The sequence below is a fragment of the Microbacterium festucae genome (assembly GCF_025421715.1).
GTDB lineage: Bacteria > Actinomycetota > Actinomycetes > Actinomycetales > Microbacteriaceae > Microbacterium > Microbacterium festucae.
Genome location: NZ_JAOEFC010000003.1, coordinates 117,949 through 139,831, shown reverse-complemented (window position 1 = coordinate 139,831; position 21,883 = coordinate 117,949). Strand labels below are relative to the sequence as shown.

The window sequence follows — 21,883 nt, the reverse complement described above, 5'->3', positions numbered from 1 at the left end:
CCGCTTCTTGGTCGTGCTCAGCCTTTCAGACCGGTGTTCGCCAGGCCCTGAACGAACTGCCGCTGGGCGAAGAGGAACACCAGCAGCACCGGCACGACGGTGAGTGTCGTCGCCGCGAGCTGAACGTTCCAGATCGGCCCACCGTAGGCGTCGACGTACTGTGTCAGCGCCTGGGGCAAGGTGAAGTTCGTCTTCGTCGACAGGTAGACGATCGGCTCGAGGTAGAGGTTCCAGCTCTTCAAGAAGGTGAAGATCGCGACGGCCCCGAGTGCGGGGCCCGCCAGAGGCAGTGCGATCCGTCGGAAGATCCCCCACCGCGTGAGGCCGTCCATCCGTCCCGCCTCCTCCAGCTCTGCCGGAAGCGCGACGAAGAACTGGCGCATGATGAAGATCGCGAGCACCGCCGGCGCCCCGAAGATCGGGATGACGATCAGCGGCCAGTGAGTGTCGTTGAGGCCGACGCCGGCGACGAATCGGAAGAGCGGCACGATCGTGACCTCAGTGGGCACGAGCATCCCGATGAGCACCAAAAGGAAGAGCGCGTTCTGCCCCGGGAAGGAGATGCGGGCGAAGGCGTATCCGGCCATGGCGGCCACCAGCATCGTTCCGATGGTGACGATGGCCGCTATGTACAGGCTGTTCCAGTACTGCTGCGCGAAAGGCTGCAGCTCGAACACCTGACGGTAGGCGTCGAAAGTCGGATTGCGGGGGAGGATGCTCGGGACGCGTTCGAGGATCTCGCTGATCGGCTTGAAGCTCGACGTCACCATCCACAGCGTCGGGAAGACGAACGGGATGCTGAGGACGGCAAGCAGCAGCACCACTAGCCATCGCCCCACCGTCATGCGCGGCGTGCCGTTCGCGCGACGCCGGCGCTCACGCGTCTTGGGGGGCGGGAGTACCGCCTTCGTGCTCTGCAGGTCGAGCACCGGCGCGATCTCCGGCTTCGCCGCGTCGAGGTCAGTTCTCATGGTGCACCCACCGCTTCCTCGTCTGCCACTGCACGAGCGTCAGGATCAGGACAATGATGAACAGCAGCACGGCGACCGCGGAACCGTAGCCGAAGTCGTTGTAGATGAACGCCTGCTGGTAGAAGTAGTAGACGAGGACCGTCGTGCTGTTGCCCGGGCCGCCCCCGGTGAGTACGGCGATCTGCGCGAAGACCTCGAGCGAGCCGACGATGGTCAGGATGCTGACCAGCAGCACGGTCGGGCTGATCATCGGCAGGGTGATCGACCGGAAGCGGCGGAATGCGCCGGCTCCGTCGATCCGTGCTGCTTCGGAGAGCTCCTCGGGCACCCCTTGCAGCGCCGCGAGGAAGAGGATCATGTTGAGTCCAACGTTCTTGAACACCTGGACGATGATCACCGAGAGCATCGCTGTGACGTCGTTGCGCAGCCAGTTCGGCCCCTCGATACCGAGCGTGGCAAGGAACCCGTTGATGCCGCCGTCGGCTTGCAGCAGGAAGCTCCACACGATGGTCCACGCCACGAGCGTCACGACGACCGGCGAGAAGAAGAACGTGCGGAAGGTGGTCGTCCCGGGGAGCTTCTGATTGAGCAGCACAGCCAGGAGCAGCGCCAGCGTGATGTTGAGCCCCACGAGCCCGATGGAGAACCAGAGGCTCGCCAAGAGCGAGTCCTTGAGACCCTGGTCGTTGAGCATTGCCTCGTAGTTGCTCAGCCCTGTCCAGTTGAAGGTGTTGGACAGCACGTTCCAGTCATGCAGCGAGTAGAAGACGACCGCGGCGAGCGGGATGAGGACGAAGCAGATCGAGCCGAGCACGGCCGGAGCGACCATTGCATAGCCGGTGAGCCAGTCTTGGCGGGCGAGCGCACCGGTGGTGCGGCGCGATCGGTCGCGTCGCACCACCGGCTTCTTCGTTCGAACAGCAGTGCTCATCGGGCGGACTAGCCCTCCAGCAGCGGCTGGATCGCCTCGTCGGTGCTCTCCAGCACGCCCTGCACATCGGCGTCCGGCTGCCAGAGGGCATCGAGCTGGATGCGCACCTGCTCCTGGAGCCGCGCGAAGTTCTTGTGCGACGGCTTCGTGACGGCACCCTCGATGCCTTCGATCACGACGGCCTGCAGCTGCTCTTTGGTCAGCTTCGGATTGGCCGTCGCCAGGACCTCGGCGTTCAGCAGTGACTCGCGCGGCGGCGGGAAGTACGTCGCGAGCTTCGCCGCGTTCTCCGGGTTCGTGAAGTAGGCCAGGAAGTCGGCGGCGACCGCGGGATTCTGGCCGTTGGCGAAGACCCCCACCCCGGCCTGTCCGATCACGTTCTGCTTTCCTTCCGGGCCCGCGGGCAGTGGCACGAGATCCCACTCGAAGCTGCCGTCGAGCGCGGACGCGCGGGAGATCTGCGTGATCGTCATCGCGGACTCGCCTGCGAAGAAGTCGGCGGTCTGACCCGGCGTGGGCATTGCGCCATCGACGAACGCTGCGTCGTGCACCCACTGGAGCGCCTCGACCATCTGCGGAGAAGAGAACTGCGCCTGGGAGCCGTCTTCGCTCCATGGCGAAGCGCCCCATCCACCCCAGACCGTGGCGAGGAACTCCCAGACGCGATACTCGAAGTCACGCACGACCAGGCCCTGCTTGCCGCTCTGCTGCGCAGTGGCGGCTGCGATCTCGCGCGCATTGTCGAAAGTCCACTCGCCACTCTCAACGAGGTCGGCGGGCATCGGCTGATTCGCGGCCGCGAGCATGTCGGTGTTCACGAAGACCGCGAACGGGCTGTTCGAGAACGGGTAGGCGTAGAGCTCGGAGTCCTTCTCCCACAACGCCAATGAGGACGGCAGGAGGTCGTCGAATTCGTACCCCTCGCTGTTCTCGAGTGTCTCGTTGAGGGGGACCAGGGCGCCAGATTCCACAAACTCCGGCGCATAGCTCTCCAGCACCCATCCGAGGTCCGGGGTGTTGTTGCCGGCGAGCTGCGTGGTCAGGGTCTGGATGTAGTCGTCGAATCCGATCGGCTCGAAAGAGACCGACGCCACCCGCTCGGGGTGAGCCTCGATGTAGCCGTCGGCGATCTCCTGGAACAGCGCCAGTTGCTGCTCGTCGGCGGTCCAGACGGTCATCCTCAGATCCAGCGGCGCGTCGGGATCGAGCTCGCCGGACGGCGCTCCGGCCTCACTGCCTCCTGCGCAGCCCGCGAGGGTGAGAGCGAGCGCGGCGATCCCGGCGGTGAGGGCAGCAACCTTGCGGCCTCTCGTAGTGGTGCCCATGATTCTCCTTGATTGGGTGGGTCGAGCCTCGGGTGGCCACCGATTCGGCGCTTGAGCGCACGTCACAGCGGCCGTTGCCGCGACGGGCCGGTCCGGTCGAAACCGAACCGTCGCGGCTCTGCTGACACGAACGTAACGCGGCAGCCCGAAAATTGCAATGGAGAATCTCGATACTTTTAACGAAACTCAATACAAAAGTTTCGTGAATCGGCTGAGTTCTTCGTCACGCAGGGGGCGTTCCGGTCGATCCACGCACGACCAGGGAGGTGGTCAGCACGGCATCGCGCACGGCGAGAGGCTGGTTCTCGATGAGGCTCAGCGCCATCGTGATGGCGAGCGCACCCATCTCTTTGAGCGGTTGCGCCACGGTGGTCAGCGGGGGCGCGGTCATGGACGAGGGAGCGATGTCGTCGAACCCGACAAGGCTGAGATCTTCTGGCACCCTGAGGCCCAGCCTGCGGGCGGCCTCCAGCGCACCCATTGCCTGACGGTCGCTCGCTGCGAAGATCGCGGTCGGTCGGTCCGGACCGCGCAGCAGTTCGAGGGCTTGACGAATGCCGGACTCGTAGTCGAACGTCCCCTCGACTACATGCTGGGGTGCCAGCGGTGCCCCCGCGGATTCGAGCGCGTCACGGAACCCCGAAAGGCGTGCGCGAGCAACGAGGGTGTGGTGGGGTCCGGCGAGCATCGCGAACCGCGAATGGCCGAGGGAGAGCAGGTGCTTGGCCGCGGAGACGCCGCCCGCCCAGTCGGTCGCCCCGATGCTCGGCGCGACAAGGTTCTCTGTGTCCTGCGGATACACGACGATGAGCGGGATACCACGCGACGCGAGCTGTTCGTGGTGCTCCGCCCGCAGCGCGGAGCTCAGCGCGATTACCGCACGAGTCACCTGCGGAGTGAACTGCTCGATCCACCCTTCCTCGGGCTCGTCGTCCTTATGCTGCTCGAGCGCGAGCTGCACCCGCTGACTCTGCGCCTCCGCCATCGCACCCGCCAGGAACTCGACGTTCGTTGCGAGGGAGATGTCTCTGACGAGTACTGTGACGGTGAGGAAGGTCCTGCGCTTGCGGCGAGGGACGTACTCGTATCGCTGCAGCAGCTCTGCGACGCGCGCGCGGGTCTCTTCTCCGACATCGGCGCTGCCGTTGGCGACCTTCGACACCGTCGAGATCGAGACGCCAGCGAGTTCGGCGACCTCGGCCATCTTGAGCCTTCGTGGTTCACTCATGCCTGACACACCTGTCGTTCGGCCGCTACGGATCCTTCCCACCTTGCCAGACTGCGAACCCTTGCCGGGCAGGAGAAACGGGACCACACCTCGAACGACGGGCCCGCCGCGGGGATGCCGGGTGGCTCGACGCAGCCGGCCCCGCGGCCGTCAGTAGTCGGTCGGCACGGGGCCCGTGACGGGCTCGAAGTGCGGGAGTTCATCGGGCGACCACGCGTCGAGGTCGTCGATGGCGGTCACGATGATCGCCTGGTCGTACCCGACCATGCGCTTGGCGATCCCCGTGTGCCGGTCGATGACGAGCGTCTGTCGGAACGCGGGGTCGTCGACGTGCTCGAAGGTGAACAGCAGCGAGCGCCGGCCGACGGGCTGAACGAGCACCGGGGAGAAGCTCTCTCGCCCGCGCCCCCAGGTGAGCATTCGCAGCGGCCACAGCATCCGCAGCGACTTCGGCATCGATGCGAAGAACTCGCTCTCGCGCGGCGGCTCCACGCCGCCGAGGTCGACGAAGCCGTTTCGATAGGTCTGGCGACGACCATTGTCGGAGACCAGCACCCACCACTGCTGCGCTTCGTCCACCGCGAACTGGAACCGGTGTCCCTCTCCCCTGCTCTGGGACACGCCCCTCCCCGACAGACGACGCACGTCGTACAGAGCCGCAACGGCACGGACCACGTCATCGGCGTCGCTGCGGGAGAGCACCGTGTCGAATGCGAAGTCCGCCATGCGTCGAACCTAGTGCGCTATGCCGGAGTTCTCCCCGAAGATGCACCCGATCCGCGGCTCGAGCGCGAGGAACTCGCGATAGCGATGCCCGTGCCGATCATCGAGTTCGCGAAGCAGCCATCCATCGAGTTCGCGAGCTTCAGCATCTCGACCAGCGGCAGTGGGGCGTCCGTCGACCAGATCTGTGACGATCTCGTCGACGTTGTGGCGCAACCCGACCGACACGTCCGACCCCGTCAACCTCGCCGACCTCGACGGCGACCTGCGGTTCACGAACTACCGATGAGGCGCCTGCGGGGCTGGGGCGGCTGCCGCGCTAGCCCCGTGACGACGTCGCATCGTACTCGGAGATCGGATGCGACGAGCTGTGACGCAGCTTGAGGAGGGTGTGGTGTCCGGCTGGCCCTCCCCGCCAAATCACGCTCCTGTCACCACGCCTCCCCTGCGTTGATGCCGATGCAGAACCCGCGAGGCTCGGTTGTCGCGTTTGGCGGGCGCTCACTGAGATTTTGTACGGGCGGGCTATACGCGACGGGGTTCCCGCGGCATCGCATCACTCGATGCAGGTGCGCGACGGGACGTGTGCCAACCGCCTTCGCGCACTAATGAGTGCTGCCGACGCGCGACAACGATTAGAGCGTCGTCGATAGCGCTACCTGCCTATTTGGCGCCGACGGCCAGACGACCACGAGAAATGCGGCGATTGGTCCAAGGAGAACGGTTAGCAGGAACCTTGCCCAGGCCGAATGGTTGCGGGTACGTGCGAGTCCGCCCGCGAGGATAGCGACCGTCAGCCACATCGCGGAAACCATGGTCACGATCGTTGTCATCTCCTGCATGGCGCGACCCTATCGGCGCGCCAACGGAGCCCGTTCGGGGACCGCGCACGATCGCCAGCACCAAGAATGAACGCGAGAGCGGACCGATCCGCATGGGTGTCGCCCAACAGGGCGCTCGAGACCACTCTCGGGGTGGACGCCGGCTGCTACGACGACCCCCTGAGGACTCTCACCCGCGACGAGCAGGTCGCATCTCCGATTGTTCGATTCGCGCGCACCTTGGCGCACGTCTTGGCGCGTGCGGCGGTTCGCTACGGTGGCAGGAGGAGGTCGCGAGATGCGCAAAGAGTTTCCGGGCTACTACCCGCCCACGGAAGAGGAGGACGCCGAGCTTTGGTCGAGCGGCCTCATCGTCTTCGACTCCAGCGCACTTCTCAGCCTGTTTCGCTACTCCGGGCACACGCGAACCGAGTACCTGAAGCTTCTGAACGAGAAGTCCGACCAACTGTGGATCCCGTTCCACGTGGGTGTTGAGTATCACCGCAATCACCTCACGGTCCTCTCCTCGCAGAACCAAGCGTTCGACGAGATTGAGAAAGCCATTGAGGAGGCTGAGGCCAAGGTCCGAACTGCAGTCGACAGATTCAAGCGACACCCTTCGCTCAGCACGGCCGATCTTCCGAAGCATCTCAAGAAGTCCTCGAAGCGCCTCCGAAAAGCACTCCGCGAAGCTCGAGAGGCGCACACTGAGTTCGCCGAGAGCCACGAGGGCCACGAGAAGACCTTCGATGCCGTCACGGCCCTATACGAGGGACACGTCGGGAGACGCTGGAGCGAAGAGGAACTCGCCAAGGTCTACGTGGACGGCGCGGCACGGTTCGAGAACAAGGTGCCGCCTGGGTTCAAGGACTCGGACAAGCCCGGAAACGATCAGTATGGCGACCTCGTCATCTGGCTGCAGATCATTGAGCATGCAACCGAGTCCGGTCGGGCGGTGATCTTTGTCACAGACGATCTGAAAGAGGACTGGTGGCGCATCGTGGGAGGCAAACGTCTTGGTGCGCGCGTCGAACTCGTGGACGAATTCTCTTCCGCCACAGGCAAGCGGATTCACTTCTATACGCCAGATCGTTTCCTGGAGACGGCGAGGAGAAAGGGTTCAGACATCGGCGACGAGGCGGTCGAGGAAGTGCAACAGGTGTCCCGCGCTCGGCTCGTGCCGCCCCCCCCACCTTCAGGCACAGGCGCATCGATGGATCGAGTGATCGCCGACATCCCCCCCGAGCAACTGGAAGCACTGCGTCAGGCGCTCCGCGAGATAACGATGCCAAACATCGATCCAGCAGCAGCTGCCGCCGTGGGTCGCGCCATGGCCGAGTACCTCGCGCACATCAAGGTCCCTAACATCGACTGGTCGAACTTCTCCAACTACCTCGCTCACACTCTCACCCCGGAAGAACAGGCCGCTGCTCGTCACGATGCACTGCTCCGTCGACTTAGGCGCCCGACGGACTCGTCACGCGCTACTGGTCGTGGCTCAGCAATCGAAGGCACGACTGGTGCGTCCGACAACCGGGATGCGGAAGAGGATGGCGGCCCAGGCGGCGACTTCCGCTACGACGAGCCCTGAAACTCTGCCAACTTCGGGCGTCGAACCGCTCACGGCACTACCCGCCATCATGCGAAGATCGTCTCCGGTCTAAGTCCAACGATCGAGTCGTTCGTCCCGGCCACAGACAGTGAAGTCGATGCGCGGGTTGAACGGCGCGTGATCGCGGAGTTCAATCGTGCCGAGTGCGCACAGGGTTCCCGGGTTCACGCTTGAGCGAATGCGGATCGTGCACCAGTCCTTTAGCCGCATTCGGCGTGATGCGCGCGCCGGTACCGCGGTGACATTGCTGGGTCCACTAGGTATGTAGTATGCCCATCCCTGAGCTCACGGTAGAGCACCTCGAGCCCAGCGTGGTGCAGCTAGAGAACTGGCGCCAGATTCTCCGCCTTGCGAAGACGCACAGCGGCACCTTGGGGTTTCTTCCCGATTCTGCATTCGCCGACCGACTTCGCAAACGCACGTTGATCGCGGCAAGGGTCGACGGCGAGGTTGTCGGCTATTGCCTGTATGACCTACCGCGAGCGGGCCACATCAAGCTCGTGCACGTTTGCGTTGCTGGGGACGCGCGCGGCCTCGGAGCTGGAAAGGCATTGATCGATGAGGCCATCCGCCGCAACCCGTCGGCGATCGGAGTTCTCGCCTACTGTCGGCGAGACTACGAAGGCCTCGACCGCTTTTGGGAATCCGCAGGTCTTTCGCCACGCGGAGAAAAGGCCGGGCGAGCAGTCGCAGGGTCGATCTTGTGCGCTTGGTGGAGGCCCCTTGGTGGCCTCGACTTGCTTGAAGAAGCCGCGATGGGGGCGGGACTACCGCTCGTCGCATACGACACAAATGTTGTGTCGGATCTCTACGCTTCCCCGAGTGTGAGCCGTCCTGATCGGGAGTCATCGCTCGGCCTGCTCGCGGGTTGGCTCCAGGCCGCGATCGTTCCAGTTGTGTCCCCACGCGTCGATGTAGAACTCAACGCAATCTCGGATCGCGGCGAGCGCGAACTGCAACGCGAGCGCTCGCAAGAGCTGATGAGGCTGCGCTCGACCCGAGCTGACGATAACACCTTGCTGACGCAGCTGCTCGGCCAAGTTGGCGACTCCGCCCTTTCCGCCGACGAGTCACTGCGCAACGACTTCTGCCACCTCGTAGACGCGATCACTGCTGGGGCCTCGTTCGTCGTGACCAACGACGAGAACTTCATACACGCCGCAACTCGCGCTCTGCCAGACGGCGCCGGAGTGCGCGTCGTCCGACCACACGAACTCGTGGCTGAAATGCTCGAACGCTTGGATCTTCCTACGTTCCGGTCCCGCCTTATCGAGTCCCTCGATCTGGAATGGCGCCCCGCATCTGCCTGGTCCGTCGAGGAACTCGCGACCAAGTTCGTTACACACGAGACTCAAGAGCGGGCATCAACACTGGCTCGGCGGCTCCGCGCCGCGATCTCGCAGCACCCGACGATAACGAGAGTGCTGTCGGATACATCGGGCCGCCCGCTCGCATTAGTCGCGGAGGAAAGCGTTGGACCGGTGATGCGGGTCTCAATCCTTCGGACCGGCCGCGGTGAGTCGTCTACGACAATTGCGCTACAGCTCACCCGACACCTGCGTTCCGTCGCTCGGCAGAACAGCCTCACCACCATCGAGATCACCGACGCTCAAAGCGGCCCCGTGATTCAGTCGGCACTTGCTCAAGACGGCTACGTCGGAAGTGACCCCCCTCGCGCAACTCTCGTAGACGGTCGCGTCAGTGGAACCAAGTACGACATACCGATGCTCGGCGATGAACCTGATCTGCAGGCCGTACGCGAGCTCGAACGCCGGCTCTGGCCATTGGTGCTCATAGATCTCGCCGTTCCCACCTACGTGATTCCCGTACAACCTGGGTTCGCCGAGCTCCTGTTCGGTATCGATCGCGGCGCGCTCTGGAGCGACCGGAAACGTGGACTCGGTCTCTCAAGAGAGCACGTCTACTACAGCGGATCCAGCCGGCCGGTGCCCGAGCGGGGGTCGCGCATTCTTTGGTACGTCACAAGCGACCGCAGCGGAACGGTGCGCAAAGTGATGGCCCATTCGCGAACGTTGGACGTTACCCGCCTGCCCCCCACGGCAGCTCATCAAGCTAACGCGCACCTAGGCGTCTTTACACGCCGGCACATCGAGGGTGCGGCTTCCCGCGACGGGATGGTGACTGTCGTACGGTTCGAGGACACTGAAATCCTGGATCACCCGTTGGGCGGACAAGAGCTGGAGGAACTGATGAGAAACCACAGCGTGAGGCACCCCCTAATGTCGATGCGTCGCGTAGATCCGCAGTTCTTCGACAGCATTCTCCGACGACAGCAGCAGCTTGGAGCTCGATGACCGCCGTTCTACTGTCGGTCCGACCCCGATATGCCCACGCGATCTTGGCTGGCACCAAGACCGCCGAAGTTCGCCGCAGATTCCCCTACCAGCCTCCGGGAACGACGCTTTACCTGTATTCGAGCACGCCCGATAAGGCAATCATGGGCACCGCGCAGCTGGACTCGATCGACCGCCCCCGTGTTGACCGGGTCTGGAATCTATACCGAGATCAGATCGAAATCGAGAAGGCGGCGCTCGGCGATTACCTCTCTGATCTCGATGCAGCCGCGATCCTGCGCGTGAACAACTTCCACCGATGGAGCCACCCCGTGCCCCTCCATGACCTGCGTCTGCGTCTAGGCATCGAACCCCCTCAGAGCTTCCGCTACTTAACCGACGAGCACGTCCGGATCTTAGATGGGTTGCGCGCGCGGGAGGCACCCGCTTTGGCGTGTGCAGTGGCCGGCGCATAACAGGGCGTACCCCAGCAAAGCTCCGTCGCGCGTCGCGTCCGACCCGGAGTGCGCGGAAGGATCGTCCGGGGTGCGGCTGATGTGGCATTCGCCGATCACCTCGCGCCGCGGGGCGTAGTGATCCTCAGGGACTTGGCGGATCGAACTGGACCTCCAGTGGGATGGTGAATCCCTGGCGCGCAACGGTGCCATCCCAATGTTCGTCGGCACCTTCGACGACGAAGCTCCACCAGCGACCATCGGGGAGTCCGCAAAGCATTTCCCCGCGGGTGCGAATGCCGTTCTGTTCGTGCTGCTGGTTTGGGACCATGGGTCCTGTGTCGCTGTGTGCGTACCGCACGATCCATTTGTCGTACGAAAAGGGGTCGGAGTCGCCCCATCCGAATTCCACCCCGCCGCCCGAGTTAAGGTACGCCCATGTGAGCATCATGGGTCCTTGATCGGGGCAGTAGGCGATCTGCCCGCGTTCAAAATCCCTCCGCCGGTCTGTGCCGCCGGTGAAGCTGTATTCGTCTGACGTCGGCCATCCCAGTGCTTCTCGGCCGCCGAGCTCTCTCCATTTGCGACCGATGATGCCGCCGGGCGCGCGGGACGGTTGGGGTGGCTGCCCACATATCTGGAGCAGTTCCAGGGGGTACCCCTTCGTGTTGCCCCAGTCGGCGGTGAGGGAGTCGCCCCATCGGTTCGACTGAATGTGCAGCCATGCTGGGTCCTCGTCGGGTGGGGCGATAAGGAAGCGCCTTTTCCGGCTGGCGATGAGATCCATGGCTTCCTCGACAGTGAAACGCCAGCGTGCGTCAGCGTCGCCACCGTTCAGTGCGAGCAGCGCACCGGGGCCGACCTTCTTAGGGTCGAAGGCTGTCTCGATGCAGTCGACTCGGTAGATCCGTGATTCGGGCTTGTGGCCGAGCGTTGTGCTCTGAGACCAGGCGAAGTCGTCGTCGGCAGTGTTGCGCTGGATGAAGACGTCGACCCACGTCTCGCCATGCACGCGCGCGAAGACCCAGACGGATCCCGACTTATCCTGCGCCGGCGTTTGGTCGTCGCTTACCTGGACCGCGGATATCTCGTCGTAGAGTTCTGACCCGAATGTGGCGCCAAGTTTCCAGACGGAGGTGAGTTGCTCGTGCTGCTGCGCGGGGTTTGCTCGCCAGAAGTGGGCGATGCCACCGTTGCGGCGAGCTGCGAATGCCTCGTAGTTGCCGTGGTCATCCCATTGCAATGGCCGGGAACCCGCCCCGCGATCCGTTTCGATGACGCTAGGGACGCCTCGGAGGCCGGCCCCGATGATCTGCATAGTCCGGCGTTCCTCGTATGCAACGAAGAGCCCATCGCCGCGCACGACTACCATGATGTCGTCGCCATCCGCGTACCCGGTCTTGTCCTCACGGAAGTCGGAGAAGTCACTCGACGGCGTCCCCACCGTGCCCCGGGCCCACCCTGCGCCTAGAAAACCGAGCCGGTTCTCGATTTGCTTTCCGGAAATGGGCGGATAGCCCTGCTTTCCGCCCCCCGAAAACTCTGTGGCTGCCGACGTGCTCCAAGTGTCGCCTCTCTCGGGGTCACGAAGTAGCAGGGGGATGTTTGCCAGACCGGGCGCTGTCACGAACGCTGAAAGGTACTCGTGATCCTCGTTCTTGGGCTCACCCGACCGGTGAAATGCGTTGTGGCTACGAGCGAGTGCGACACTTGCCCATGCGTCGACCTGTTCGCGCCCCGCGGCGTTCATCAGATTTGTGATCAGGTGCCACGTAAAGGGCGCCACGTTCTCCCTGAACCAATAGGACAGGCCATGGTCCTCGACGCAGAGCATCTCGTAGTTGTAGTGGCCGTGGTTGCTCCCGGTGGAATAGTCGCCTTCAACCCAGCTAAGTGAGTACACGCGACCGTCATACTCCGGCGTGCACTCGAGGGGCCCGTGCCAGATACCTGACTCCGCGTCACGGTAGTACTGGGCAAACCCGCCCGACGGCCACGGGATGAAGACCTCGACATTCCCCGGTCCAAATGTTGTCTGCTGAACGAATCCTGCGGCGAAACCAACTTGTCCCATATGCGCCTCCGAGGTCAGCAAATGTCTACCGCGACCCTGAGCGTGTATCAAGCGCCGCAGACGACGACACAACGCTCGTTCGCGACACCACCAAGAAGCCTAGATTCGCCGAGGTACTACCGAGAACATGATCATCACACTTGACACGACACTTTCGACGCGCGGTCGACGCGACCTCAGGCGTCCTCGTTCGGTGTGTCTGACGGCATGTGCTGCCCCGCCAACGTCCTTCATCGAGCATCGCCCGCATGAGGATCGTGTGCGACACAAGTCGGCACTGGCACGATGGAGGAATGTCATCGCCCGGTGAATGGGACCGCGCAGTTCCCAACCTTCCGTCGCGAAACTTCGACGCCACCGAAGCGTTCTACTCGAGCTTCGGGTTCGAGCGCGCGTTCCGCGACGACGGATGGATGATCCTCGTCCGGGGCAGCCTGCAACTGGAGTTCTTCCCACACCCCGCGCTAGACCCGGCGAAGAGCGACTTCATGTGCTCACTCCGCGTGGCAAACGTCGATGAGCTCTTCGAGGCCATCATCCGGGCAGGGGTCAACGTCGGCTCGATCGGTGTGCCACGACTTCACGCCGTGCGGACGCAGCCGTGGGGGCTGCGCGCCGGCTACCTCATCGACCTCGACGGCACTCAGTTGGCCTTGATCGAACAAGCTCCGCCGGAGCTGCCTCTCACTGCCCGCTGAGGGTCTGGCGCGAGCCGACGGGCTCGGTCACGATGAGATGTGCGCTATGCCGGAGTTCTGCCCGAAGATGCACCCGATCCGCGGTTCGAGCGCGAGGAACTCGCGAAAGCGATGCCCGTGCCGATCATCGAGTTCGCGACGCAGCCATCCATCGAGTTCGCGAGCTTCAGCGTCTCGACCAGCGGCAGTGGGACGGCCGTCGACCACATGTCCGTGGCGGTCTCGTCGACGTTGTGGCGCAACCCGACCGACAAATCCGACCCCGTCAACCTCGCCGACCTCGACGACGTGACGCGGCGCTCACTCGACGAGGTTCCTCCCTGGCCACGCCCTGCTTGGCTGATCGAATCCGTGGAGCGGATGAGGTACCCGATGCTGTGGGAAGCGGTGCAGACCACCTGGCACCGCGAGCAGTCGGAGCGCAGCACGCTCGACGCATTGCTGGTGCACCACGTCAATCACATCCTCATGAACCACTTCCGCGAGCAAGCCGGGCTGGACCTTCACGACTGGAGCGCACCCGGACTGGCATCCGAGCGCGTCGTCCACCATGGCGTCGACGTGATGATCGATGGCGCTCCCGTGGTGGGCGCCGAAATCGACACTGATCCCTTCGTCTATGCGATCGGCGCGAACCTCCCCAGCGGCGGCGTCCTCACCACGGTCGTGCCGAGAGAGCACCTGCCGCATCTCAGACTCGAGTTCCGCCGGCGACCACCCGGGTGATGAGCGTGCGATCAGCACCACCGAAGTTGAGGCAGCCTCACCCCGCTCGCGCCGCATGACGCCGCGCGTCGGCGGCGGGGGCGCGCGGCGGCGGGCATGGCTAGCGTCGAAGACGGCATCCTCGCCGCATCCGACCGCTGACCCCGTCATCTGGAGAGCAATGTCCGAGTACTTCGACCGCGCCGCCGACAAGTCGTACACCCGCGTGTACAAGTCGGAGACGCCCGACATCCTCGCCGCGTTCGCCGCGTTCGACCAGGCCGTCTTCGCCGCCGAGGGCCGCGAGATCCCGCTGAAGTACCGGGAGCTGATCGCGCTGGCGGTGGGCATCACCACCCAGTGCGTGTACTGCATCGACGGGCACTCCCAGAACGCGGTGAAGGCCGGCGCGACCGAGGCCGAGCTGGCCGAGACGGCGTGGGTGGCCACCGCCATCCGCGCCGGCGGCGGCTACGCCCACGGCCGCCTCGCCTTCAAACTCGCCGACGACGCGCGGCCTGCGCACCAGCACTGATACGACGACCGTGTCCGCTCCGTCCCCGCTGGAAGCCGAGGCGCTCGAGTTCATCCGGGCGCTGATCCGCATCGACAGCGTCAACACGGGCGACGCCGCCACCATCGGCGACGGCGAGACGCGAGCGGCACGGTTCGTGCAAGAGCGCCTCGAAGAGGTGGGCTACACCACCGAGCTCGTCGAGCCGCGCGCCGGCCGGGCGAGCGTGATCGCACGACTGGCCGGGTCGGACCCGGATGCGGGGGCGCTGGTGGTGCACGCCCACCTCGACGTCGTGCCGGTGACGGCGGCGGACTGGACCCATCCCCCGTTCGGCGCCGAGATCCACGACGGCATCCTCTACGGACGCGGCGCCGTCGACATGAAGAACTACGCGGGCACGATCCTCGCCATCGCCCGCGCCTTCCGCCGGGAGGGCGTGGTGCCCCGGCGCGACCTCATCTTCGCCTTCTTCGCCGACGAAGAGGCCGGCGGCGTGTGGGGAGCGCGCTGGATCGTCGAGCAGCGCCCCGACCTGCTGGCCGGCGCCACCGAGGCCATCGGCGAAGTGGGCGGCTTCTCGCTGCCGCTGGGCACCCCCGGGCGCCGTGCCTATCTCGTCGCCACCGCCGAGAAGGGCGTCACCTGGGCGACCCTCACCGCCCGCGGCCACGCCGCGCACGGCTCGATCCCCACCTCCGACAACGCCGTGGTGCGCCTCGCGCGCGCGGTGGCCGCGGTCGGCGCGCACCGCTTCCGGGTGCACCGCACCGCCACGCTCGAGCGCTTCCTCACCCTGTTCGGCGCGGCCGCCGGCCGGCCGTTCGGCGACGACCCCGGCCCCGACGAGCTCGCCCGACTCGGCTTCGCCGCCCCGCTCATCGGGGCGGGCCTGCGCAACACCGTCTCCCCCACCGTGCTCGAGGCCGGCGGCAAGACCAACGTCATCCCCGCGACCGCGTCGGCGCGCTTCGACATCCGCGTGCTCCCCGGCCAAGACGAGGCGCTGCGGGCAGAGCTCGCCGCCGTCGTCGGCGACGACATCGACATCGCGTGGGGGCGCGAGCTGCGCGCGATCGAGTCGCCCGTCGACGCCGACCTGCTGGGCGTGCTGCAGCAGGCCATCTCGGCCGAAGACCCCGGCGGCACGGTCATCCCCTACCTGCTGCCGGCCAGCACCGACAACAAGCACCTGGCTCGCCTCGGCATCCGCGGGTACGGCTTCATCCCACTGCAGGTGCCCGACGACTTCGACGTGTTCGGGCAGTTCCACACCGCCGACGAGGCGATCCCCGTCGCGTCGCTGCACTTCTGCACGCGCGTGACCGCGCGCATCCTCCGCAGCGCCTGACGTAGCCGCCGCGCCGCACCGGCGCGCGGAATGTTACGCCCGGTATCCCCGCGCGTCGGCACGTATCGGCCCATTGCGGCGTGTGAAACACCCGGTCGTGGCGCCCTCGCACGCCGCCCTAGCGTGACCTTCACCCCGGCGCGCCCGCGCCCCCTCAAGCTCGAGGAGCACCCCATGACCCAGATCGTGACGGCCCCCGTCGACACCGCGCCCGCCGCGGCGCCGACGACCGGCAAAGTCGACCTCGGCACGGTGACCGTCGTCCACACGCGCCACTGGTGGCGCTGGATCATCGGCGCACTGGTCGTGTTCGTGATCGCGCAGTTCGCGTGGAGTCTGGTCACCAACGACCGCTACATGTGGGGCACGTTCGGCGAGTACTTCTTCTCCGAGCCCGTGCTGATCGGCATCGGCTACACCCTCTCGCTCACCGCGATCTCGGCCGCGATCGGGTTCCTGCTCGGCACCGTGATCGCCCTCGGCCGCCTGTCGAAGTCGCCGCTGCTGAACTCGGCGGCGTGGGCGTACATCTGGTTCTTCCGCTCGGTGCCGCTGGTCGTGCAGATCATCGTCTGGTACAACCTGGGCTACCTCTACCCCACGCTGGGCCTCGGCACCCCGTTCACCACCGACTTCTGGCTCGTCGAGTTCCCCACCGTCCAGCTGATCAGCGCGTTCGCCGCGGCCATCCTCGGCCTCAGCCTGCACCAGGCCGCCTACTCGGCCGAGATCATCCGCGGCGGGCTCATCTCGGTCGACGCCGGCCAGTCCGAAGCGGCCGCCGCCCTCGGCATCCCCGCCTCTCGGCGGCTGCTGCGCATCATCCTGCCGCAGGCGATGCGCTCGATCATCCCCAACGCCACCAACGAGGTCATCGGGCTGGTCAAGGGCGCCTCGGTCGTGTTCGTCATCGCGATCCCCGAGCTGTTCTACGCCGTGCAGGTGATCTACAACCGCAACAGCCGGGTGATCCCGCTGCTGCTGGTGGCCGTGGTCTGGTACACGATCATCACCACCATCCTGAGCATCGCCCAGTACTACATCGAGCGGCACTACGCCCGGGGCTCAGCCCGATCGCTGCCGCCGACCCCGCTGCAGCGGCTGCGGCACTGGACGAGCGTGCAGTGGGCGCGCCTGGGCGACGCCCCCGCACCGCCGCCTCCCCTGCCGGGAACGGATGGCGCCGGCACGGCCGGCGACGACACCACGGCCCCCCGCGGCGACCGCAACGACGTGAAGTTCGGAGGAGCAGGCGCATGAGCACCCTGGCACCGGCCGCCACCCGCGGCCTCGTCGAGATCCACAACGTGCACAAGAGCTACAGCGGCTTCGAGGTGCTCAAGGGCATCGACCTCACCGTCGCCCCCGGCGAAGTGGTGGCCCTGCTCGGCCCCAGCGGCTCGGGCAAGTCGACGCTGCTGCGCACCATCAACCACCTCGAGAGCGTCGACAGCGGCTCGGTCACCGTCGACGGCGAGCTGATCGGCTACGAGCTGCGCGGCGGCAAGCTGCACGAGCTGCGTGAGCGCGAGATCCTGCAGCGACGCACCCAGGTGGGCATCGTCTTCCAGAACTTCAACCTGTTCCCCCACCTCACCGCGCTCGAGAACATCACCGAAGCGCCCCTCGCCCTGAAGCGCCTGGGCAAAGCGGATGCGCGCGAGCTGGCACTGGGGCTGCTGGACCGGGTGGGGCTGGCAGACAAGGCCGACGCCTACCCGCGGCAGCTCTCCGGCGGGCAGCAGCAGCGCGTCGCGATCGCCCGCGCCCTGGCCCTCAAGCCCAAGGTGCTGCTGTTCGACGAGCCCACCAGCGCCCTCGACCCCGAGCTGGTCGGCGAGGTGCTCGACGTGATCCGCGACCTCGCCCAGCTGGGCACCACCCTCATCATCGTGACCCACGAGATCGGCTTCGCCCGCGAAGTGGCCGACCGCGTGGTGTTCCTCGACCACGGCCGGGTCGTCGAAGAAGGCACCCCCGAACAGGTGCTGACCCGCCCGCAGAACCCGCGCACCCAGGAGTTCCTGGCCAAAGTGCTCGGCTGACCCCGCACGACCCGAACCGCGGCACCCCCGCATCCACCAAGGAGACACACAGCATGGCACTCAGCAAGAAGCAGGGCATCGTGATCGGCGTGGCCGCCGTCGCGGTCGCCGCGATCGTCGGCGTGACCGCCGCCCTCACCCTCAACCGCCCGGCCGAGGCGTCCGAACCGGCGCCGGCATCCACCGACGCCGCCGCGGAGAACATCGCCACCGACGAGATCGAATGGGTGCACACCGAGGCGGTGCCCGAGGCCGTGGCCGCGCTCAAGGCGAGCGGCTTCGAGCCCATCGAGGCCGGCAAGCTCACCGTGGCCGTCGGCGCGTTCGTGCCGCCGCTGAGCTATGTGCCCGACGGCGAGACCCTTCCCGCCGGCACCGAGCCGAACTTCGGCTCGCTGATCGCCGAGGGCCTGGGGCTGGAGTACAACCCCGTCGTCGTCGCGTGGGCCGACTGGCCGCTGGGCATCCAGTCGGGCAAGTACGACCTCATCACCTCGAACGTGACCGTCACCGAGGAGCGCAAGGAGCTCTACGACTTCGCCAGCTACCGGCAAGACCTGCTCGGCTTCTACGTGCGCGCCGACAGCGACATCGACAGCATCGAGAAGGCCGACGACATCTCGGGCCTCAAGGTGATCGTCGGCTCGGGCACCAACCAGGAGAAGGTGCTGCTGAGCTGGAACGAGGAGCTCACCGCCGCCGGCAAGGCTCCCGCCGAGCTGCAGTACTTCGACGACAACGCGGCGGCGACCCTCGCGCTGGAGTCGGGCCGCGCCGACGCCAACTTCGGCCCCAACGCCACCTCGGCGTGGGCGGCCCGCGAGACCGGCAACACCAAGCTCGTCGGCATCATCCCCGGCGGCTGGCCGCTGCAGGCCGAGATCGCGGCGGGCACCGCCAAGGGCAACGGCCTCATCGAGCCGGTGAGCATCGTGATCAACGCGCTCATCGCCGACGGCAGCTACGACGAGGTGCTCAAGGTGTGGGGCCTGGAGTCGGAGGGCATCGACGAGTCGGTCGTGAACCCCGAGGGTCTGCCCAAGTCGTGACCTCGCAGGTGCGGCCCGGTCGTGCGCGACCGGGCCGCACCCGTTTCGCCCCCGCATCCGCCCGCCCGCACCCGCGAAGGACCCCGATGACCACCCGCGCCCCGCTCTCCGTGCTCGACCTGTCCCCCTTCGGCGCCGGCGCCACCCCGGCCGACGGGCTGCGCGCCACCATCGCCCTCGCCCGCCGCGCCGAGGAGTGGGGCTACCGGCGCTTCTGGCTCGCCGAGCATCACCTCAACCCCGGGGTCGCCGGCTCGGCGCCGCACGTGCTGCTGGCCGCCATCGCCGCCGCCACCGACCGCATCCGCGTCGGCACCGCCGCCACGATCATCGGCAACTCCTCCGCCCTGCAGGTCGTCGAGGCCGCCGGCACGGTCGCGGCGCTGCATCCGGGCCGCTTCGATCTCGGCATCGGCCGCTCGGGCACCACCAGCACCCCGCCCGCCGCGCCGGCCGTGAGCGAAGACCGCGTCGTCGACGGGCTGGTGCTGCCCGCGGCCCGCCCGTTCGCGTTCGACTCCGACCGGTTCGCCGCGCAGGCGCGGCTGCTGCGCCGCACCCCCGGCGACGCCGAGCGCTTCGAGCAGGACGTGCTCGACATCCTCGCGCTGCTGCGCGGCACATACGTCGCGCCCGAGGGCGTGCCGATCCACGCCACCCCCGCCGAAGGGCAGCCCATCGAGGTGTGGCTGCACGGCAGCACCGCCGGGCCCAGCGCCGCCCTCGCCGGCCGCCTCGGGCTGCCGTTCGGCGCGAACTACCACGTGGCCGGCGGGTTCGTGACGGATGCCGTCGACGCCTACCGCCGCGCCTTCCGCCCCGGGGTGCTCGCCGCCCCGCACGTGATCGTGTCGGTCGACGTGCTCACCGCCGACGACGAGGCCGCGGCCCACCGGCTCGCGCTCGGTTACGGTGAATGGGTGCACAGCATCCGCGCCGGCCAGGGCGCCATCGCCTACCCCGCCCCGGCAGCGGCCCTGCCGACGCCCTACCCCGACGACCTGCTGGCGGTCGTGCGCGATCGCCTCGACACGCGGGTGGTCGGCGCCCCCGACCGGGTGGTGGAACGGCTCGAGACGCTGCAGCGGGTGACGGGCGCCGACGAGCTGCTCGTGACCACGATCACCCACGACCCCGCCGACCGCGAGCGCTCGTTCGAGCTGCTCGCCACCGCGTGGGACGCACCGCCGGCGGCCGCCGCGCCGGTGGCCGCAGGAGCGCACGCGTGAGCGGCGCCGGTCTCACCATCCGCCTCGTGCGCCCCGACGAGCACGACGAGACCTCCCGCATCACCGTCGAGGCCTACCAGCACAGCTACCGCGGGCTCAGCGAGAAGTACCTGGCGTCGCTGCGCAACGTGCCCGGACGGGTCGCCGCCGGCGAGGTGTGGGTGGCGGTGGATGCCGACGGCACGGTCGTCGGATCGGTGTGGGTGCCGCGGCCCGGGGAGCGCCTGTCGGAGCTCGCCCGCGACGACGAGTTCGACTTCCGCCAGCTCGCGGTGGCCCCCGCCGCCCGCGGCCGCGGCATCGGCGACGCGCTGACCCGGCACGTGATCGGGCTGGCCCGCGCGCGCGGCGCCCGGCGCGTGGTGATGAACAGCGGCCCCGAGATGACCGGCGCGCACGCGCTGTACCTGAAGCTCGGCTTCCGTCGGCTCACCGAGCGCGAGGCGCCCATCGAGGTGGAGCCGGGCCGATGGCTCGACCTGCGCGCCTTCGGGCTCGACCTCGACGACGACGCCGCGGTCGCCGACGCCGAGCCCGAGCTCAGTCGGCGCTGAGCGCGGCGAGCGTGCGCCCGATGACGGGCGTGAACTTGAAGCCGTGTCCCGAGAACCCGGCACCGACGACCACCGGCCCCACCCGCTCGAGCACGAAGCGCGCATCGGGCGTGGAGGTGTAGGTGCAGGTCACCTCGGTGAACCGGGTGCTGTCGACGCCCGGCAGCCACTCGCGGGCATAGCGCACGAGCGACGCGGTGAGCGCCGGGTCGGGCAGGTAGCTGCGCCGGTCGGGGTCGATCTCGGGGCCGGCGGCATGCCAGCCCGCCTTGATGCCCTCGCCGGGGGTTGCCATGCCGTAGACCCCCGCCGCGAACCACGCCGTCGCCGGGTCGTCGGCGGCCGGGATGTGGTTGAAGCCGGGCCACGGCGCCGCGGGGTCGAGAGGGGTGAAGTGCGCGGGCTGCTCCTGGGTCACCCGCAGCACGGGCAGGGCGGGGCCGGGGACGCCGTAGAGGGTCTTGCCCGTCCACGCGCCGGCGGTGGTGACCACCCGCCGCGCGCGCACGGTGCGGGCGCCGTCGGCGTCTTCCACCTGCAGGTGCACCTCGTCGTCGCCGCGCACGTCGATGCCGGTCACCCGGGTGCGCCAGGCGACCCGGGCACCCCGCGCCTGTGCCCCGGCGAGAAACGCCGTGACGGCGGCGTCGGCGTTCAGCCGGCCCGCGTCGGGGGTGTGCAGCACGGTGCCGGCGAACCGGAACCCCGGCCACCGCTCCTGGGCCGCGCGGGCGTCGAGCAGCTCGGTGGCGAACCCGCCCGCCGCGATGGCCTCGGCGGCGGCGGCGAGGTCGCGGCCGGGGCCGTGGTTGACGATGCCCGTCTGCTGCAGCAGCGGCGCGCCCGACTCGGCTTCGAGCTCGCGCCACAGCAGGCGCGCGTCGCGCAGCCAGGCGAGATAGTCGGGCTCGGTGTAGGCGACGTTGAAGTTGCGGGAGGCGCCGTGCGAGGCGCCGTGGCGGTGGCCCGGCTCGAACTGCTCGAACACGGTCACCGCCCGCCCGGCGCGGGCCAGGTGCCACGCGGTGGCCGCTCCCATCGCGCCGCCGCCGATCACGGCGACGTCGATCACCTCGCCGCTCACGCGGCGACCGGCCCGCCCGCCCCGCTCGACCAGCTGCCGGGCACCCCGGGGATGCGGGCGGCCTCGTCGCCGAGCCAGTGCAGCCCGGTGATGGCGAGGAAGCCGTGCGCATCGGCGCGCCGCGTCTCGTGGTCGCGGTGCCACTGCTGCCAGTCGCGCGCGAACGTCGCGGCGGCCGGAGCGGCGGTGGTCGATGCGGGAACGGTGCTCATGGCTTCTT

At 67.4% G+C, this 21,883-nt stretch carries 20 protein-coding genes; 12 read left to right on the top strand and 8 right to left on the bottom strand.

Features of this window, described 5'->3' with window-relative positions:
- Positions 1-17 precede the first annotated feature (17 nt).
- The 5 genes from N3K63_RS10965 to N3K63_RS10945 form a co-directional block, all read right to left on the bottom strand.
- Positions 18-971 carry a carbohydrate ABC transporter permease gene (locus tag N3K63_RS10965; protein ID WP_261580217.1) on the bottom strand — a complete coding sequence of 318 codons (954 nt, stop codon included), beginning with the start codon at positions 969-971 and terminating at the stop codon, positions 18-20.
- A complete protein-coding gene (locus tag N3K63_RS10960) occupies positions 961-1,869 on the bottom strand; it encodes a carbohydrate ABC transporter permease (RefSeq protein WP_261580216.1) in 909 nt (302 codons plus the stop codon). Before N3K63_RS10960 ends, N3K63_RS10965 begins: the two co-directional genes overlap by 11 nt.
- A 41-nt stretch (positions 1,870-1,910) precedes the next feature.
- On the bottom strand, positions 1,911-3,227 hold the full coding sequence (locus tag N3K63_RS10955; RefSeq protein WP_261580215.1) for an ABC transporter substrate-binding protein: 1,317 nt from the start codon (positions 3,225-3,227) through the stop codon (positions 1,911-1,913).
- A 223-nt stretch (positions 3,228-3,450) separates the two neighbouring features.
- Entirely contained in the window at positions 3,451-4,431 is a 981-nt protein-coding gene (locus N3K63_RS10950) for a LacI family DNA-binding transcriptional regulator (RefSeq protein WP_261580214.1), read from the bottom strand.
- Positions 4,432-4,605: 174 nt separating this feature from the next.
- Positions 4,606-5,181, bottom strand: a complete 576-nt coding sequence (locus tag N3K63_RS10945) for a hypothetical protein (RefSeq protein WP_261580213.1) — start codon at positions 5,179-5,181, stop codon at positions 4,606-4,608.
- Positions 5,182-6,297: 1,116 nt separating this feature from the next.
- Here N3K63_RS10945 and N3K63_RS10940 point away from each other — a divergent pair.
- From N3K63_RS10940 to N3K63_RS10930, 3 genes are all read left to right on the top strand, one after another.
- On the top strand, positions 6,298-7,590 hold the full coding sequence (locus N3K63_RS10940) for a PIN-like domain-containing protein (RefSeq protein ID WP_261580212.1): 1,293 nt from the start codon (positions 6,298-6,300) through the stop codon (positions 7,588-7,590).
- Between the two features lie 290 nt (positions 7,591-7,880).
- On the top strand, positions 7,881-9,926 hold the full coding sequence (locus N3K63_RS10935) for a GNAT family N-acetyltransferase (protein WP_261580211.1): 2,046 nt from the start codon (positions 7,881-7,883) through the stop codon (positions 9,924-9,926).
- Positions 9,923-10,381: an ASCH domain-containing protein gene (locus N3K63_RS10930; protein ID WP_261580210.1), complete on the top strand. Its 459-nt coding sequence runs from the start codon at positions 9,923-9,925 to the stop codon at positions 10,379-10,381. The genes N3K63_RS10935 and N3K63_RS10930 overlap by 4 nt, the downstream gene beginning before the upstream one ends.
- Before the next feature lie 124 nt (positions 10,382-10,505).
- Here N3K63_RS10930 and N3K63_RS10925 read toward each other — a convergent pair whose 3' ends face one another.
- Entirely contained in the window at positions 10,506-12,263 is a 1,758-nt protein-coding gene (locus N3K63_RS10925; RefSeq protein WP_261580209.1) for a hypothetical protein, read from the bottom strand.
- Between the two features lie 464 nt (positions 12,264-12,727).
- Here N3K63_RS10925 and N3K63_RS10920 point away from each other — a divergent pair, with 464 nt between their 5' ends.
- From N3K63_RS10920 to N3K63_RS10880, 9 genes are all read left to right on the top strand, one after another.
- On the top strand, positions 12,728-13,132 hold the full coding sequence (locus N3K63_RS10920; protein WP_261580208.1) for a bleomycin resistance protein: 405 nt from the start codon (positions 12,728-12,730) through the stop codon (positions 13,130-13,132).
- Between the two features lie 39 nt (positions 13,133-13,171).
- A complete protein-coding gene (locus N3K63_RS10915; protein ID WP_261580207.1) occupies positions 13,172-13,858 on the top strand; it encodes a hypothetical protein in 687 nt (228 codons plus the stop codon).
- A 160-nt stretch (positions 13,859-14,018) separates the two neighbouring features.
- On the top strand, positions 14,019-14,372 hold the full coding sequence (locus N3K63_RS10910) for a carboxymuconolactone decarboxylase family protein (RefSeq protein ID WP_261580206.1): 354 nt from the start codon (positions 14,019-14,021) through the stop codon (positions 14,370-14,372).
- Positions 14,373-14,382: 10 nt separating this feature from the next.
- Positions 14,383-15,702 (top strand): M20/M25/M40 family metallo-hydrolase, encoded by a 1,320-nt coding sequence (locus N3K63_RS10905; RefSeq protein WP_261580205.1) that lies wholly within the window; start codon positions 14,383-14,385, stop codon positions 15,700-15,702.
- Between the two features lie 174 nt (positions 15,703-15,876).
- Entirely contained in the window at positions 15,877-16,962 is a 1,086-nt protein-coding gene (locus N3K63_RS10900) for an amino acid ABC transporter permease (RefSeq protein WP_261580204.1), read from the top strand.
- On the top strand, positions 16,959-17,747 hold the full coding sequence (locus tag N3K63_RS10895; RefSeq protein WP_261580203.1) for an amino acid ABC transporter ATP-binding protein: 789 nt from the start codon (positions 16,959-16,961) through the stop codon (positions 17,745-17,747). The genes N3K63_RS10900 and N3K63_RS10895 overlap by 4 nt, the downstream gene beginning before the upstream one ends.
- A gap of 53 nt (positions 17,748-17,800) precedes the next feature.
- The gene (locus N3K63_RS10890; RefSeq protein WP_261580202.1) at positions 17,801-18,796 is read left to right on the top strand and encodes an ABC transporter substrate-binding protein; all 996 of its coding nucleotides are present in this window, start codon (positions 17,801-17,803) and stop codon (positions 18,794-18,796) included.
- An 86-nt stretch (positions 18,797-18,882) separates the two neighbouring features.
- Positions 18,883-20,025 carry an LLM class flavin-dependent oxidoreductase gene (locus N3K63_RS10885; protein ID WP_261580201.1) on the top strand — a complete coding sequence of 381 codons (1,143 nt, stop codon included), beginning with the start codon at positions 18,883-18,885 and terminating at the stop codon, positions 20,023-20,025.
- Positions 20,022-20,579: a GNAT family N-acetyltransferase gene (locus N3K63_RS10880; protein ID WP_261580200.1), complete on the top strand. Its 558-nt coding sequence runs from the start codon at positions 20,022-20,024 to the stop codon at positions 20,577-20,579. Before N3K63_RS10885 ends, N3K63_RS10880 begins: the two co-directional genes overlap by 4 nt.
- Here N3K63_RS10880 and N3K63_RS10875 read toward each other — a convergent pair.
- On the bottom strand, positions 20,566-21,663 hold the full coding sequence (locus N3K63_RS10875; RefSeq protein ID WP_261580199.1) for an FAD-dependent oxidoreductase: 1,098 nt from the start codon (positions 21,661-21,663) through the stop codon (positions 20,566-20,568). The genes N3K63_RS10880 and N3K63_RS10875 overlap by 14 nt on opposite strands.
- Positions 21,660-21,875: a hypothetical protein gene (locus N3K63_RS10870; RefSeq protein ID WP_261580198.1), complete on the bottom strand. Its 216-nt coding sequence runs from the start codon at positions 21,873-21,875 to the stop codon at positions 21,660-21,662. Before N3K63_RS10870 ends, N3K63_RS10875 begins: the two co-directional genes overlap by 4 nt.
- Positions 21,876-21,883: the final 8 nt, after the last annotated feature.